This is a genomic window from Mycobacterium conspicuum (assembly GCF_010730195.1).
In the GTDB taxonomy this organism is placed as follows: Bacteria; Actinomycetota; Actinomycetes; order Mycobacteriales; family Mycobacteriaceae; genus Mycobacterium; species Mycobacterium conspicuum.
The window spans coordinates 4,883,787-4,897,841 of sequence record NZ_AP022613.1 but is presented as its reverse complement, the minus strand read 5'-3'; the positions used below and the strand labels follow the sequence as shown (position 1 = coordinate 4,897,841).

Annotated in this window: 16 protein-coding genes and 1 riboswitch; of the genes, 9 read left to right on the top strand and 7 right to left on the bottom strand. The window is 68.5% G+C overall.

The annotated features are described in order from the left end of the window. Window positions 1-5: 5 nt before the first annotated feature. Window positions 6-205: riboswitch (cyclic di-AMP (ydaO/yuaA leader) on the bottom strand. A 205-nt stretch (window positions 206-410) separates the two neighbouring features. After that, window positions 411-698, bottom strand: coding sequence for a MoaD/ThiS family protein (locus G6N66_RS22300; RefSeq protein ID WP_085231823.1), 288 nt, complete (start codon window positions 696-698; stop codon window positions 411-413). A 19-nt stretch (window positions 699-717) separates the two neighbouring features. After that, a complete protein-coding gene (gene moaA, locus G6N66_RS22295) occupies window positions 718-1,797 on the bottom strand; it encodes a GTP 3',8-cyclase MoaA (RefSeq protein ID WP_085231781.1) in 1,080 nt (359 codons plus the stop codon). Window positions 1,798-1,950: 153 nt separating this feature from the next. On the opposite strand from moaA, the gene G6N66_RS22290 reads away from it, so the two are divergent. The 4 genes from G6N66_RS22290 (at window position 1,951) to G6N66_RS22275 (ending at window position 5,815) form a co-directional block, all read left to right on the top strand. Continuing rightward, window positions 1,951-2,361, top strand: coding sequence for a cold-shock protein (locus G6N66_RS22290; protein WP_085231782.1), 411 nt, complete (start codon window positions 1,951-1,953; stop codon window positions 2,359-2,361). Between the two features lie 243 nt (window positions 2,362-2,604). After that, window positions 2,605-4,536 (top strand): acyl-CoA dehydrogenase family protein, encoded by a 1,932-nt coding sequence (locus tag G6N66_RS22285; RefSeq protein WP_085231783.1) that lies wholly within the window; start codon window positions 2,605-2,607, stop codon window positions 4,534-4,536. Window positions 4,537-4,538: 2 nt separating this feature from the next. Continuing rightward, on the top strand, window positions 4,539-5,549 hold the full coding sequence (locus G6N66_RS22280; protein WP_085231784.1) for a glutathione S-transferase family protein: 1,011 nt from the start codon (window positions 4,539-4,541) through the stop codon (window positions 5,547-5,549). 77 nt (window positions 5,550-5,626) lie between these two features. Then, window positions 5,627-5,815, top strand: coding sequence for a hypothetical protein (locus tag G6N66_RS22275; protein WP_085231785.1), 189 nt, complete (start codon window positions 5,627-5,629; stop codon window positions 5,813-5,815). Here the strand turns inward: G6N66_RS22275 and G6N66_RS22270 are convergent. Both G6N66_RS22270 and G6N66_RS22265 read right to left on the bottom strand, forming a co-directional pair. Further along, window positions 5,805-6,305: a DUF2771 domain-containing protein gene (locus tag G6N66_RS22270; protein ID WP_085231786.1), complete on the bottom strand. Its 501-nt coding sequence runs from the start codon at window positions 6,303-6,305 to the stop codon at window positions 5,805-5,807. The genes G6N66_RS22275 and G6N66_RS22270 overlap by 11 nt on opposite strands. Further along, window positions 6,302-7,972 (bottom strand): MFS transporter, encoded by a 1,671-nt coding sequence (locus tag G6N66_RS22265; RefSeq protein ID WP_139825094.1) that lies wholly within the window; start codon window positions 7,970-7,972, stop codon window positions 6,302-6,304. Before G6N66_RS22265 ends, G6N66_RS22270 begins: the two co-directional genes overlap by 4 nt. 96 nt (window positions 7,973-8,068) lie before the next feature. Here G6N66_RS22265 and G6N66_RS22260 point away from each other — a divergent pair, with 96 nt between their 5' ends. Then, complete coding sequence (locus G6N66_RS22260) at window positions 8,069-8,884, top strand: DUF3027 domain-containing protein (protein WP_139825095.1); 816 nt, start codon at window positions 8,069-8,071, stop codon at window positions 8,882-8,884. Here G6N66_RS22260 and G6N66_RS22255 read toward each other — a convergent pair. Next, window positions 8,881-9,156 carry a DUF2530 domain-containing protein gene (locus G6N66_RS22255; RefSeq protein WP_085231789.1) on the bottom strand — a complete coding sequence of 92 codons (276 nt, stop codon included), beginning with the start codon at window positions 9,154-9,156 and terminating at the stop codon, window positions 8,881-8,883. The genes G6N66_RS22260 and G6N66_RS22255 overlap by 4 nt on opposite strands. An 82-nt stretch (window positions 9,157-9,238) precedes the next feature. On the opposite strand from G6N66_RS22255, the gene G6N66_RS22250 reads away from it, so the two are divergent. Genes G6N66_RS22250 through G6N66_RS22240 form a run of 3 tightly spaced genes read left to right on the top strand, consistent with a single transcriptional unit; the run spans window position 9,239 to window position 10,752 of the window. Next, on the top strand, window positions 9,239-9,670 hold the full coding sequence (locus G6N66_RS22250) for an Rv0880 family HTH-type transcriptional regulator (protein ID WP_085231790.1): 432 nt from the start codon (window positions 9,239-9,241) through the stop codon (window positions 9,668-9,670). Further along, the gene (locus G6N66_RS22245) at window positions 9,671-10,486 is read left to right on the top strand and encodes a TrmH family RNA methyltransferase (protein ID WP_085231791.1); all 816 of its coding nucleotides are present in this window, start codon (window positions 9,671-9,673) and stop codon (window positions 10,484-10,486) included. Then, window positions 10,483-10,752, top strand: coding sequence for a DUF2537 domain-containing protein (locus G6N66_RS22240; protein ID WP_085231792.1), 270 nt, complete (start codon window positions 10,483-10,485; stop codon window positions 10,750-10,752). The genes G6N66_RS22245 and G6N66_RS22240 overlap by 4 nt, the downstream gene beginning before the upstream one ends. An 84-nt stretch (window positions 10,753-10,836) precedes the next feature. Here the strand turns inward: G6N66_RS22240 and sepH are convergent, their stop codons facing one another. Continuing rightward, window positions 10,837-11,667 carry a septation protein SepH gene (sepH, locus tag G6N66_RS22235; RefSeq protein WP_085231793.1) on the bottom strand — a complete coding sequence of 277 codons (831 nt, stop codon included), beginning with the start codon at window positions 11,665-11,667 and terminating at the stop codon, window positions 10,837-10,839. A gap of 97 nt (window positions 11,668-11,764) precedes the next feature. Next, entirely contained in the window at window positions 11,765-12,877 is a 1,113-nt protein-coding gene (gene serC / locus G6N66_RS22230) for a phosphoserine transaminase (protein WP_085231794.1), read from the bottom strand. A gap of 181 nt (window positions 12,878-13,058) precedes the next feature. On the opposite strand from serC, the gene G6N66_RS22225 reads away from it, so the two are divergent. Then, the gene (locus G6N66_RS22225; protein ID WP_179968305.1) at window positions 13,059-14,051 is read left to right on the top strand and encodes an AurF N-oxygenase family protein; all 993 of its coding nucleotides are present in this window, start codon (window positions 13,059-13,061) and stop codon (window positions 14,049-14,051) included. Window positions 14,052-14,055 lie beyond the last annotated feature (4 nt).

Genomic DNA, 14,055 nt, shown 5'->3' with positions numbered 1-14,055 from the left:
CCGAAAATTCCTCTCTCGGTGCGCCTGCGAGGTCAGCTGTCGGGTTCGGGTGGGAGAGGCTACCCGGCCGGCGCCGTGTTCCGACGCCGGCTTCACCCCAAGGAGCCGTTTCCGGCTCCGGTCCGATCACGGTGGACCGGTGGGTCCCCCGCCTCCATCCTTACGGTGTCCCCGCCTATCGGATGGAGCTCGGCGCTGTAGGTGGGGAAGAACGCCACCGGTTGCTTGGCGAACTCCCGGAGACGCTAGCGGGTTGGGTGGATCGAGTCACTTTTTACGAAACTCGGCGTTTCCCTCACGGTCAATCGCTGAAAACCCCAGGAACACTAGGGATTTGCGCAGGTCATTTCCGACGAAATCGGGCCGTGTCCGTGCCGTTATCATTCCGTTATGTGAGATGTTTCACAGTTTCAGCCGCCAGCAAACGGCGGCAGCGCGTCGATGGTGTCGCCGGAGCGCAACGGGGTGTTCTGGTCGCGGACGGCGACTTCATTTAGCAGGTAGGAGCATCGGTTCAGCACGTTGGCCAGGAGGTCACCGCGCCCGGCGAGGGTCTTGATCAGTTCGGCCACCGTTGTGCCCGGGTCCAGGGTCACGGTCTCCGAATCGGTGCCGGCGGCCGCCTGTGCCGCGGCGAAGTAGCGGACCGTGACCTGGAGTCCGCCCGGCTCGTCGGGTCCTGACGATCGCGAGGGCAGCGGGTCGGCGCGAATATCGCTAGCCACCGATGGCGCTCATCGGACGGTCGGGCTGGATGAAGTCGGGGTCGTTGATGCCGTGGCCGGCCGGCTTGGCCCACATGGCGGCGCGCCAGGCCGCCTCGATCGCGTCGTCGTCCGCGCCGCCGCGCAGCAGGCCGCGCAGGTCGGTCTCCTCGGCAGAAAACAGGCAGCTGCGGATTTGGCCGTCGGCCGTCAGCCGGGTGCGATCACACGTCGAGCAGAACGCGTGCGACACCGAGGCGATGACGCCGAACTTGCCCGCCGGCGTGCCTGGACCCGTGTCGACCAGCCACAGCTCCGCCGGCGCCGAACCGCGCGGCGCCGGGTCCGGCCGCAGCCTGAAGTGCGGCCGCAGCGCCGCGAGCACGTCGTCGACGCTGAGCGCGGCGTCTCGGTTCCATTCGTGCCCGGCGTCCAGCGGCATCTGCTCGATGACCCGCAGCTGGTAGTCATGCTGCAGGCAGAAACGCAGCAGGTCGACGACGTCCTCGCGGCCAGTGACCGGGTCGAGGACCGCGTTCACCTTGACCGGCGTCAGGCCCGCGTTCTTGGCGGCGGCCAGGCCGGCCAACACGTCTGCGAGCCGGTCGCGTCGGGTGATGGCCGCGAAGCGCGCCGGGTCCACGCTGTCCAGCGAGATGTTCACCCGGTCCAGGCCCGCCTCGGCCAGCGCGGCCGCCCTGCGCTCTAGACCCACACCGTTGGTGGTCAGCGAAATCTCCGGGCGGGGCCGCACGTTGGCCGCCGCGGCGACCACTTTTTCCAGGTGGCGGGCCAGCAGCGGTTCGCCGCCGGTGAACCGCACGCTGGTCACACCGAGCCGGGTGACGGCGATATGGATGAGCCTGCCGAGCTCGTCGGGCCGCAGCAGGTGGCGATTCGGCAGCCAGTCCAGCCCCTCGGCCGGCATGCAGTACTTGCAGCGGAGATTGCAGCGGTCGGTGAGGGAAACGCGCAGATCGCTGGCGATTCTCCCGAAGGTGTCGCGCAGGGGGCCGGTGCTGGGCACGTCGTCTTGGACGGCGCGCGGAATCTCCCGACGCACGGTCGGTACCCCCAGCGCGGTCAGCGTCATATCTCCTCCAAGCGGTACTGCCACCCTACCGAGTGCAGGCCAAACTGGGGTGTGCTTGCCGACGGGCGATCCGAGTAGGATCACACTTCGATATTGCGTCCTGCGCAGGCGGGACGCTTCTTCTGTTAGCAGTCAGACAAGCAGGTGAGACCAGTGCCGACCGGCAAGGTGAAGTGGTACGACCCCGAAAAAGGGTTCGGCTTCCTGTCGCAGGAGGACGGTGAGGACGTCTATGTCCGCTCCTCGGCGTTGCCTGAGGGTGTTGAGGGCCTCAAGGCCGGGCAGCGGGTGGAATTCGGCGTCGCTTCCGGTCGGCGCGGACCTCAGGCGTTGAGCCTCAAGCTGATCGATCCGCCGCCGAGCCTGACTCGCACGCGCCGTGAAGCCACAGCGGCTGAGCACAAGCACACCCCCGATGAGCTGCACGGCATGGTCGAGGACATGATCACTCTGCTCGAGGGCGCGGTGCAGCCCGAACTTCGCAAGGGCCGCTACCCGGACCGCAAGGTGGCCCGCCGGGTCTCCGAGGTGGTCAAGGCGGTGGCGCGGGAGCTCGACAGCTAGCTCGGCTGCGCGTCTTCGGGTGCGTCGTTCGTTGTGAGCGCATGGCTTTCAGTGTGAGCCTAGGGCGGTGAGACGGGCGAAAATCTCGCCCTCGCTTCACATTGAACGCCCCAGGTTCACACTCAAGTGGACGGCCGCACGCGACGACGTGGCCGTCGCCTCCGGGTCCGAAATGCACCCGTGCGCACCAAGCTACCGGGGAGTAACTTGGGCAGCAGTGGTTCATTCGCGAGGGAGGCGACGATGGCACAGCAAGCGCAGGTCACCGAGGAGCAAGCCAGGGCACTTGCTGAGGAATCTCGCGAAAGTGGTTGGGATAAACCGTCATTCGCCAAGGAGCTGTTCCTTGGCCGCTTCCCGCTAGAGCTTATCCACCCGTTCCCCAAGCCGTCGGACGCGGACGAGGCGCGCACCGAGGCGTTCCTCGAGAAGCTGCGGGAGTTTCTGGGCACTATTGACGGCAGCGTCATCGAGCGGGACGCACAGATTCCCGACGAATACGTCAAGGGCCTCGCCGAGCTGGGCTGCTTCGGCATCAAAATCCCGTCCGAGTACGGCGGCCTGAACATGTCGCAGGTCGGCTACAACCGCGCGCTGATGATGGTGTCGACCGTGCACCCCAGTCTCGGCGCGTTGCTCTCGGCGCATCAGTCGATCGGGGTGCCCGAACCACTCAAGCTGGCCGGGACCGAGGAGCAGAAGCGAAAGTTCTTGCCGCGCTGCGCTGCCGGCGCCGTGTCGGCGTTCCTGCTCACCGAACCGGACGTGGGCTCGGATCCGGCGCGCCTGGCATCGACCGCGACACCCGTCGAGGACGGGCGGGCCTACGAGCTCGAGGGCGTGAAGCTGTGGACGACCAACGGCGTGGTCGCCGAACTGCTCGTCGTCATGGCCCGCGTCCCCAAGAGCGACGGGCACCGCGGCGGAATCAGCGCGTTCGTCGTGGAGGCCGATTCGCCCGGGATCACCGTGGAGCGGCGCAACAAATTCATGGGACTGCGCGGCATCGAAAACGGCGTGACCCGATTGCACGGCGTCCGAGTCCCCGCCGAGAACCTGATCGGCAAGGAGGGCGACGGCCTCAAGATCGCGCTGACCACGCTCAACGCCGGACGGCTGTCGCTGCCCGCGGTGGTCACCGGCTCGGCCAAGTGGTCGGTGAAGATCGCGCGGGAGTGGTCGTGCGAGCGCGTGCAATGGGGAAAACCGGTCGGCAAGCATGAGGCGGTAAGCAGCAAGCTCGCGTTCATGGCCGCCACCACCTATGCGCTCGAGGCCTCGATCGAACTGGCCGGCCAGATGGCCGACGAGGGCCGCAACGACATCCGCATCGAGGCGGCGCTGGCCAAATTGTGGTCCAGCGAGATGGCCGATCAGATCGCCGACGACCTGCTGCAGATCCGCGGCGGCCGCGGCTACGAGACGGCGGAGTCGCTGGCCGCGCGCGGCGAGCGCGCGGTGCCGGTGGAGCAGGTCGTGCGCGACCTGAGGATCAACCGGATCTTCGAAGGATCCAGTGAAATCATGCGGCTGCTGATCGCCCGTGAGGCCGTCGACGCGCATTTGACCGCCGCCGGTGATCTCGCCAACCCGAAGGCCGACCTGAAGCAGAAGGCCGCCGCCGCGGCCGGAGCCAGCGGGTTCTACGCAAAGTGGTTGCCCAAGTTGGTTTTTGGTGAGGGCCAACGGCCCACCGCCTACCGCGAGTTCGGTGCCTTGGCGACCCATCTGCGATTTGTCGAGCGCTCCTCGCGCAAGTTGGCCCGCAACACGTTCTACGGGATGGCCCGCTGGCAAGCCGCTTTGGAGCAAAAGCAAGGGTTCCTCGGCCGCGTCGTCGACATCGGTGCCGAGCTGTTCGCGATGTCCGCGGTCTGCGTGCGCGCCGAGGCGCAGCGCGCCGCCGGTGGGCCCGAAGGCCAACAGGCATACGAACTCGCCGATGTGTTCTGCCAACAGGCCACGCTGCGGGTGGAGGCGCTGTTCCACGCGTTGTGGACCAACACCGACGGTGCCGACGTCCGGCTGACCAACGACCTCTTGGACGGCCGTTACACCTGGCTGGAGCGCGGCATCATCGACCAGTCGGAGGGGACCGGGCCGTGGATCGCGCACTGGGAGCCCGGTCCGTCCACCGAGCCCAACCTGGCCCGGCGGTTTATGACACTGTCTTGAGCATGGAAACCGAAGCCGGATACGTCGGCGCCGGGGAGTTCACCCGCGACACGAACTACATCAGCACCCGCATCACCGCCGACGGGCGCGACGGCTATCCGGTTGAGCCCGGCCGGTATCGGCTCGTGGTGGCCCGCGCCTGCCCATGGGCCAACCGGACGATCATCGTGCGCCGGCTGCTGGGCCTGGAAGAGGTTCTCTCCATTGGCTTTTGCGGCCCGACCCATGACAAGCGCAGTTGGACGTTCGACCTCGACCCGGGTGGAGTGGACCCGGTGCTCAAGATCCACTTCCTGCGCGACGCCTACAACAAGCGCATCCCGGATTACCCCAAGGGAGTGACGGTGCCCGCCATCGTCGAGGTGGCCACGGGTCAGGTGGTCACCAACGACTTCGCGCAGATGACGCTCGATTTCTCCACCGAGTGGACCGCGTATCACCGCGACGGCGCGCCGCAGCTGTACCCCGAGCCGCTGCGAGACGAGATCGACGAGGTGAGCAAGCGGGTGTACACGGAGGTCAACAACGGCGTGTACCGGTGTGGCTTCGCGGGCTCGCAGCAGGCGTACGAGGCGGCCTACGACCGCCTGTTCGTCGCGCTGGATTGGTTGAGCGAGCGGCTGGCGGGCCAGCGATATTTGGTGGGGGACACCATCACCGAGGCCGACGTGCGGCTGTTCACCACGCTGGCCCGCTTCGATCCGGTCTACCACGGGCATTTCAAGTGCAATCGGTCCAAGCTTTCCGAGATGCCGGTGCTGTGGGCCTATGCGCGCGACCTGTTTCAGACGCCGGGCTTCGGCGACACCATCGACTTTGTGCAGATCAAGCAGCACTACTACCTCGTGCATTCCGACATCAACCCCACCGGGATCGTGCCCGAGGGGCCCGAGCTGGGCGACTGGTTGACCCCCCACGGTCGGGAAGCGTTGGGCGGCAGGCCTTTCGGTGATGGCACTGCGCCGGGGCCGGCGCGTGACGGTGAGCAAGTTCCGGTCGGTCACGGCGCGTAGCGGATGTTAGAGTCCGCGCATGGTGGTGGCCGCGTTCGTGTTGGCTGTGTGCGCGATCGTCGTGGCGGTGGGCGCTGTTGGTCGCCGCGCTGGTGTCGGTCCGGTTCGCCCGGCTGTCGGCGAACGCGGCGGAGATCACCGAGCGGGGCCGACGGTACGGCTGGCGCATCGAGGCCAGGGTCAGTGACCGGCCGCGCAGGTTCTACACGCTGCGCAATGGACCGAGACGCCGCCCTCAGCGCGCCAATAATCGCGTCAATAATTAAGGCGCACAGACCATTCCGCATGCGGGACGTCGCGTAGCTCACCCGAGCGGTCGACCACCAGCGTCAGCAGTTGCACGACTATCCCGGTCAGCTGTCCGCGCTGCGGGTCGACGGTGGGGATCGTGACCGCCAGCCGGCTGTTCGGCCGGAACATCGTGCTGGTGGTGTTGGTGGGGTCGGCGTACACCTGCATCAGCCGCCACGGCGCACGCGCAATGGCTTCGGGCACCGACAGCTGCACCGGGTAGCGCGCGCTCGCTCGCAGCTCACCTTGGGCTTGCGGGGTCTGACAGTCGTCGAGGTTGAGCGCGTTGCAGTACTGGTACGGCCCCACGCGGATCAGGTGCCCGTGCGAGTACGCGCTGATCTCTGGCGGTCGGGGGCCGGGCTTGCGCACCAGCAGCCACGCGCCGACCCCGGCCGCGGCGGCCAGCAGCACGACGACTGCCGCGAGCAGCGCGGCGGCGCGACGATTAAGCCGGGGCTTCACCGATGCACCGCCGCCGGGCTGTCGGCGCCGCGGCGCTTGCTTTCCTGCTCCACCATGACCGGTCGGTTGCCGCCGAGGCCGGGGATCAACGAGTCACCCCGGAAGCTGACGACGGTTTGGGCCAGGCCCAGGATCAGCAGGCCGCTGATCGCGGTGAAGCCGACCCACAACTGGGTGTAGACCAAAACGCCCACCGCGCCGCCGAGCACCCAGGCCAGCTGCAGGGTCGACTCGGAGCGCCCGAATCCCGAGGCGCGCGATTCCTCGGGCAGGTCGTTTTGCAGCGACGCGTCCAGCGATGCCTTGGCGATGGCGCTGGATCCCGAGGTGACCAGTGCGGCGATGGTGGTCACCACGAGATTGCCGGCCACCGCGGCGGCCAGGGCCACCACGGTGACGCCCACCGTGCAGCGCACCACCAGGACGGCCGGCCTGCCCAGCTGTAGTCGTGCGCTGGTGAAGTTGCCGACGAAATTGCCGATCGCAGCGGCGGCGCCGATCATGCCCAGCATCCCGAGCTGATACCAGGCGTTGGCTTCGTGCGCCTTGGCGACGAACGCCGGATACAAGAACAAAAAGCCGACCATCACCTTGATGGTGCAGTTGCCCCACAGCGAGGTAATGATGTTGCGGCCCAACGGCTGTCGAAGCGTCGCCGTGGCCATCTTGGGGACCCTCTTGACTTCCTCCGGCCAGCTTCGCGGCGGTGCGGCGCCGTGCCGGCGATAGCTCAGCGTGGCGGGCACCTCGCCGGTCGTCACCTCGACCCAGCGCGGAATCCGCATCGACAGCAGCGCGCCGGCGACCGTGACCGCGATGACGACGAACAACGCGCCGGGCAGCTTGAACAGGTGGGTGCAGACGAACTCGACACCGCCGGCGATGGCGCCGCCGGCGATGGTGCCGCCCAGCAGACCGAACACCGTCAGCCGCGAGTTGACCCGCACCAGGTCGATGGTCGGCGGCATCACCCGCGGCGTCACCGCGCTGCGCAGCACGGAAAACGATTTGGAGAACACCATCATCGCCAGCGCGCAGGGGTAGAGCACCACCGACGGATAGCTGCCGCTGGCGCCGTCGTAGTTCATCACCAGCACCACCGCCAGCGCGGTGCGCAGCGCGAAGGACGCCGCCAGCGCGACGCGGCGGCCGTGCTGCAGCCGGTCCAGCGCCGGACCGATGAGCGGCGCGATGACCGCGAAGGGGGCGATGGTGATCAACAGGTACAGCGCGACCTTGGACTTGCTCTCGCCGCTTGCCGCGGCGAAGAACAGGGTGTTGGCCAGCGCGACGGCCATCGCCGCATCGACGGCGAAGTTCGCGACCACCGGCCAGGTGAGCGCCGTCAGCCCGGACTTGTCGGCGCCGTCGGCGGTCGCGGCCCGCTGCACCATCCAGTACATGCGCGAACCCATTTCGCGGCTGCGCATCGCCGCGGCGCGGGTGACGGTGATGCGTTCGCTGGGATTGGGACCGCGCGGCGGCGGGTTGCTGCGTTCGGGTTCTGGCCGCTTTTGGCCCAACGGTGGGAGATAACGGTTCGCGCTGGGCATGGGCGGTGGGCGGCGCCCGCGCCGAGTGTCGGCAGGGTCGGCGGGGTAGTTGGCCATGCCCGGGTGCTGGTTGGCCGAACCGTTACGGGTGCGGTGGCCTGAGTTCGGGGCCACACGACCCGATTGATCACGCCGCCGTCCTGACACGTATCAATTCTGTCCTATGCGGTGGGGCAACCGGGCGTGGCTCGCCAACCTAGTATGGACACCGTGACCGGCCCCATGAACGAATCCGGCGCCGTGACCGTGGCCGAGTGGCCCGCGGAGACGGCGGCGCTGCTGACGGGTGCCGTCGATCAGGCCAGGGCCGCCGTCGCGGAGTTCAGCGGCGCCGACACCGTGGGCGATTACCTCGGTGTCGGCTACGAAGACCCCACCGCCGCCACCCACCGCTTCCTCGCGCATCTGCCCGGCTACCAGGGCTGGCAGTGGGCCGTCGTCGTCGCCGCCTATCCCGGCGCCGACCACGCCACGGTCAGCGAGGTGGTGCTGATCCCCGGACCGACGGCGCTGCTGGCGCCCGAGTGGGTGCCGTGGGAGCAGCGGGTCAGGCCCGGGGATCTCAACCCCGGAGACCTGCTCGCGCCGGCCAAGGACGACCCGCGGCTGGTTCCGGGCTACGCCGCCAGCGGTGACCCGCAGGTCGACGAGGTCGCCGCCGAAATCGGGCTGGGCCGTCGCTGGGTGATGGGCCCGTGGGGCCGGGCGGACGCCGCCCAGCGTTGGCACGACGGGGATTACGGTCCGGATTCGGCGATGGCGCGCTCGACCAAGCGGACGTGCCGCGACTGTGGATTCTTCCTGCCGCTGGCGGGATCGCTCGGCGCCATGTTCGGCGTGTGCGGCAACGAGATGTCCGCCGACGGGCATGTCGTCGACAAGTACTACGGGTGCGGCGCCCACTCCGACACGCCCGCCCCGGCGGGCACCGGTTCGCCGATTTATGACCCGTACGACGACGGCGTCCTCGATGTCGTTCAGGCGCCGCCCGCCGAGCCGGCCGAGTCCGCCGAGCCAGGCGACTAGTTCGGGTTCAGGAAAGTCTCGAGGCCGGACTGTGCACCGCGCGCACCCCGGCGTGCGCCGGCAAGCTGCAGCAGGAAGATGCTCGTCCCGACGAACCCGGTTCCCAGGCCGGCCAGCACCATCGGACGCCAACCCTGCAAGGCGGGCATGGTGAACGCGGCGATGGTCGCCAGCAGCCAGCCCAATTCGCCGATCGCGATGATCGGCCACACGGCCAGCAGCCTCGGGGGTAGCCGCGGCGGCTCGCGGTCGGTGCTCATCGCGACCAACATAGCCCGGCAACGACCTGTGACCAAGGTCCCCGAGTCTGTCGTTTCTATCGTGGGCTCATAGCTTCCGTTGTAACCTCGCGCCATGGCTGACGGCGATGCGCGGCTGGCCGCAGACCTGTCGCTGGCGGTCATGCGGTTGGCCCGGCAGTTGCGGTTTCGGAATCCGCAATCGCCGGTGTCGCTTTCCCAGCTTTCGGCGCTGACGATCCTGGCAAATGAGGGCGCGATGACGCCCGGCGCGTTGGCGATTCGCGAACGGGTCAGGCCGCCGTCGATGACGCGGGTGATCGCGTCTTTGGCCGACGAAGGCTTGGTGGAGCGCGAACCGCATCCCGTCGACGGCCGGCAGGTGGTGGTGTCGGTGTCCGAGTCGGGCGCCGAGTTGGTCAAGGCGGCGCGACGGGCCCGCCAGGAGTGGTTGGCCGAGCGGCTCGCGACGCTGGACGACGATAGGCGCGAGGTTCTGCGCCAGGCCGCCGACATCATCTTGGCGCTGGTCGACGAAAGCCCGTGAGTGCTTGTCCAGGACGTCACCGATCCCGACGACCCCCGGCTTGACGACTTCCGCGACCTGAACAGCGTCGACCCTCGCCCCGACCTGCCGACCGGCAAAGGTTTGGTGATCGCCGAGGGCGTGCTGGTGGTGCAGCGCATGCTGGCATCCCGGTTCACCCCGCACGCGATGCTCGGCACCGACCGCCGGCTGGCCGAGCTGCGCGACGATCTGGGCGAGGCCGTGCGGGCGCCCTACTACCGGGCGTCCGCCGACGTCATGGCGCAGGTGGTGGGCTTCCATCTCAATCGCGGAGTGCTGGCCGCCGCGCGGCGGCTCCCCGAACCGACCGTCGCGCAAGTGGTCGGAGGGGCCCGCACCGTCGCGGTGCTCGAAGGCGTCAACGACCACGAGAACCTGGGTTCGATCTTTCGAAACGCCGCAGGGCTGGGCGTGGACGCGGTGGTGTTCGGCAGCGGCTGCGCCGATCCGCTGTACCGCCGCGCCGTGCGGGTGTCGATGGGGCATGCGTTGCTGGTGCCGTATGCGCGTTCGGCGGACTGGCCCGGCGACCTGATCATGTTGAAGGAGCACGGGTTTCGGCTCTTGGCGATGACCCCGCACCGGGACGCGCGGGCGCTGCCGGAGGCGATGGACGCGGCGCGCGGCGACCGCGTCGCGGTCCTGGTGGGGGCCGAGGGCCCCGGGTTGACAGCGGCCGTGCAGCGGTTGAGCGATGTGCGGGTGCGCATCCCGATGTCGCGGGGCACCGACTCGCTGAACGTCGCAACCGCGGCGGCGCTGGCCTTCTACGAGCGGGCTAGGGTGGGCCCGTGACCGACGCGCCCGTGCCCTGGGGGACGGGTCTGACGGTGGCCGGGTTCGTCGCCGCGGTCACCGCCGTCGCGGTGGTGGTGCTCAGCCTCGGGTTGATCCGGGTCCATCCGCTGCTGGCCGTCGGGCTCAACATCGTGGCGGCCGGGGGGCTGGCGCCCACGCTGTGGGGCTGGCGGCGCACCCCGGTGTGGCGCTGGTTCGTGCTCGGCGCGGGGGTGGGAGTGATCGGCGCGTGGGTGACGCTGCTGGCTCTGGCCGCGGGCTAGTCCCAGCAGCCCCACCAGCACCGTCGGGCAACCGTTACCCAGTTTTGAAAAGCGATGGCGTATGCGATACCAGGTCGGCGCGGGCTAGCGCTGTCCGGCCGAACGCACCCCGAGCAGCACGTCCTCCCACGCGGGAATGGCGGGCTTGCCGCGCCGGCTGCTTGCCGGGGTGCTCACCGCCGCTTGGGCGGCGGGCGCCGGGGCAGCTTGGGCTTTTTCGCCGACGTCGACGACGTCGCCGACCGGCGCGGGCTCGGCGGGCGGGGCAGGCTCGGCGGGCGTCTCGAATGCGAGGCGGGCCACCGGCGCCAAGGGCCGCAGCGGGGGTTTGAAGTCCGGGTCGATCAGCTCACTGGCGGGGTCGTCGATCGCGGTTACGGTGCCGCCGTGCGGCCCGGGGGTGAAGCAGAAGTGTGCGTGGTTCTCGGATAGGCCGACCTGCCACGACAGCTGGACCGTCCAGCGGCCGTCCTCGTTGCGCCAGGCGTCCCAGCCGAGCCTGGCCGGGTTGAGGCCGCGCGCCACCAACGCGGTGGAGACGGTCTCCAGCAGGGTGAGCACCCCGGGGCCGTCGGCTTGGAGCGGGTGTGCGGCGGTGGCCAGCTCGGCGGCGCGCGAGCGTTCCAGCAATACCGGATGGGCGAAGCGCCGGATCCGCGCGATGTCGGAGCCCGATTGCGACGCCACCTGTTCGACCGACGCGCCGGCGCGGATGCGGGCCTGAATCTCCTTGGGGCTCAGCAGGTCGCTGACTTCGATGTCGAGCTGGGGTTGCTCCGGCGGCGGCGCTTCGCCGCGGATGGCCGCGCGCAGCCGGTCGTCGACGGGGAGCTTGAACTGGTCGTCGGGGCCGCCGCTCTGGCAGATGATGGTCTTGCCGTCGGCATCGAGTCCAACCACTTTGAGTTCCCGCATGGCTTCTCCTCGCAGGCTCCGGGCAGATCAGCGCCGAGCCTTCAGGGCGCACTCTAGCTCGCCAGACGCCGTTCACCTGGCTGACACGCGGAACGGGTTAGAGCCGCTCGACTACCCAGTCGACGCACGCCGTCAGCGCGCTGATGTCGTCGGGGTCGACGGCGGGGAACATCGCGACCCGCAACTGGTTGCGGCCGAGCTTGCGGTACGGCTCGGTGTCGACGATCCCGTTGGCTCGGAGCACCTTCGCGACGGCCGCGGCGTCGACGTCGTCGACGAAGTCGATGGTGCCCACCACCTGCGAGCGCAGGGCGGGGTCGGCGACGAACGGCGTGGTGTAGGCCCGCTCCTCCGCCCAGGAGTACAGCCGCTGCGACGAATCCGCCGTGCGCTTGACCGCCCAGTCCAGCCCGCCGTTGCCCAGGATCCAGTCCAGCTGCTCGGCCATCAGCGCCAGGGTCGCGATCGCCGGCGTGTTGTACGTCTGGTCCTTGAGGCTGTTCTCGATGGCGATCGGCAGCGACAGGAAGTCGGGAACCCAGCGACCCGAGGCGGCGATGGACTCGACGCGGGCCAGCGCGGCCGGGCTCATGACGGCCAGCCACAGGCCGCCGTCGCTGGCGAAGTTCTTCTGCGGAGAGAAGTAGTAGGCGTCGACGTCGGTGATGTCGACCGGCAGGCCGCCGGCGCCCGAGGTGGCGTCGATGAGCACCAGCGCGTCGCCCTCGGGGCGGCGGACCGGCACCGCGACCCCCGTCGAGGTCTCGTTGTGCGCCCAACCGACCACGTCGACCGACGGGTCGCTCTGCGGTTCCGGGGCGGTGCCGGCATCCGACTTGATGATGATGGGGTCCCCGACGAACGGATTCTTGGCGACGCAGGAGGCGAACTTCGAGCTGAACTCGCCGAACGACAGGTGCAGCGAGCGCTTGTCGATCAGCCCGAACGCCGCGGCGTCCCAGAAGGCCGTCGCGCCGCCATTGCCGAGGATGACCTCGTAGCCGTCCGGCACCGAAAACAGCTCGGCCACTCCCTTCCGGACCCGGCCCACCAGGTTTTTGACCGGCGCCTGGCGGTGCGAGGTGCCGAACAACGGCGCCGCGCTGCTGGTCAGCGCCTCGAGCTGCTCGGGTCGGACCTTCGACGGGCCACATCCGAAGCGGCCGTCGCGGGGTTTGAGGTCTGCGGGGATCTGGAGCTGCTCAGCCATGGTCCCCAGAGTAGTGAGCCGCGCAGGTGTGACTCCGCACACACCGTGAGCGTGACCGCTGGTCAGCCCACAATGCTCCGGACTGCCCTGGCGGATTCCCAGTACCGCCGGTACCGTGTTCTGCATACGTCGGAACGTCAACCTCGTGGGGGAGGATGTTGTGAAGGCTAGGACGCGAACCATGCAGCGTTGGCGCCGCAACATGGAAGTGCGCGACGACGCCGAGTACGTGGACATGCTCGCCACACTGTCCGAGGGGTCGGTGCGGCGAAACTTTAACCCGTACACCGATATCGACTGGGACTCGCCGGAGTTCGCGGTCACCGACAACGACCCCCGGTGGATCCTGCCGACGACCGACACGATGGGCCGGCACCCCTGGTATCTGGCCCAGCCCGACGAACGCAAGATCGAAATCGGCATGTGGCGGCAGGCCAACGTGGCCAAGGTGGGACTGCACTTCGAGTCCATCCTGATCCGCGGCCTGATGAACTACACGTTCTGGGTGCCCAACGGGTCGCCGGAGTACCGCTACTGCTTGCACGAATCGGTTGAAGAGTGCAACCACACCATGATGTTCCAGGAGATGGTCAACCGCATCGGCGCCGACGTGCCCGGCATGCCGCGCAAGCTGCGCTGGATTTCGCCGGTGGTGCCGCTGGTGGCCGGCCCGCTGCCGATCGCGTTCTTCATCGGGGTGCTGGCCGGCGAGGAGCCGATCGACCACACGCAGAAAAACGTTCTGCGCGAAGGCAAGTCGCTGCACCCGATCATGGAACGAGTGATGGCCATTCACGTGGCCGAGGAAGCGAGGCACATCTCGTTCGCTCACGAATATCTGCGTAAACGATTGCCGCAGTTGGGGCCGATGAAGCGGTTCGTGGTCTCGATCTATCTTCCGCTGACGATGTGGCGGCTGTGCCGGGCAATCGTGGTGCCCCCCAAGGAGTTCTGGGTCAAGTTCGACATCCCGCGCGAGGTCAAGAAGGAGCTGTTCTTCGGGTCGGCGGATTCGCGAAAGTGGTTGCGCGACATGTTCGGTGACGTCCGGATGCTGGCCTACGACACCGGGCTGATGAATCCGATCGCCAAGCTGGTGTGGCGGATGCTCAAGATGTACGGCAGGCCGTCGCGCTACCGCAGCGAGCCGCAGCGCCAGCACCTGGCGGCCTGACCTA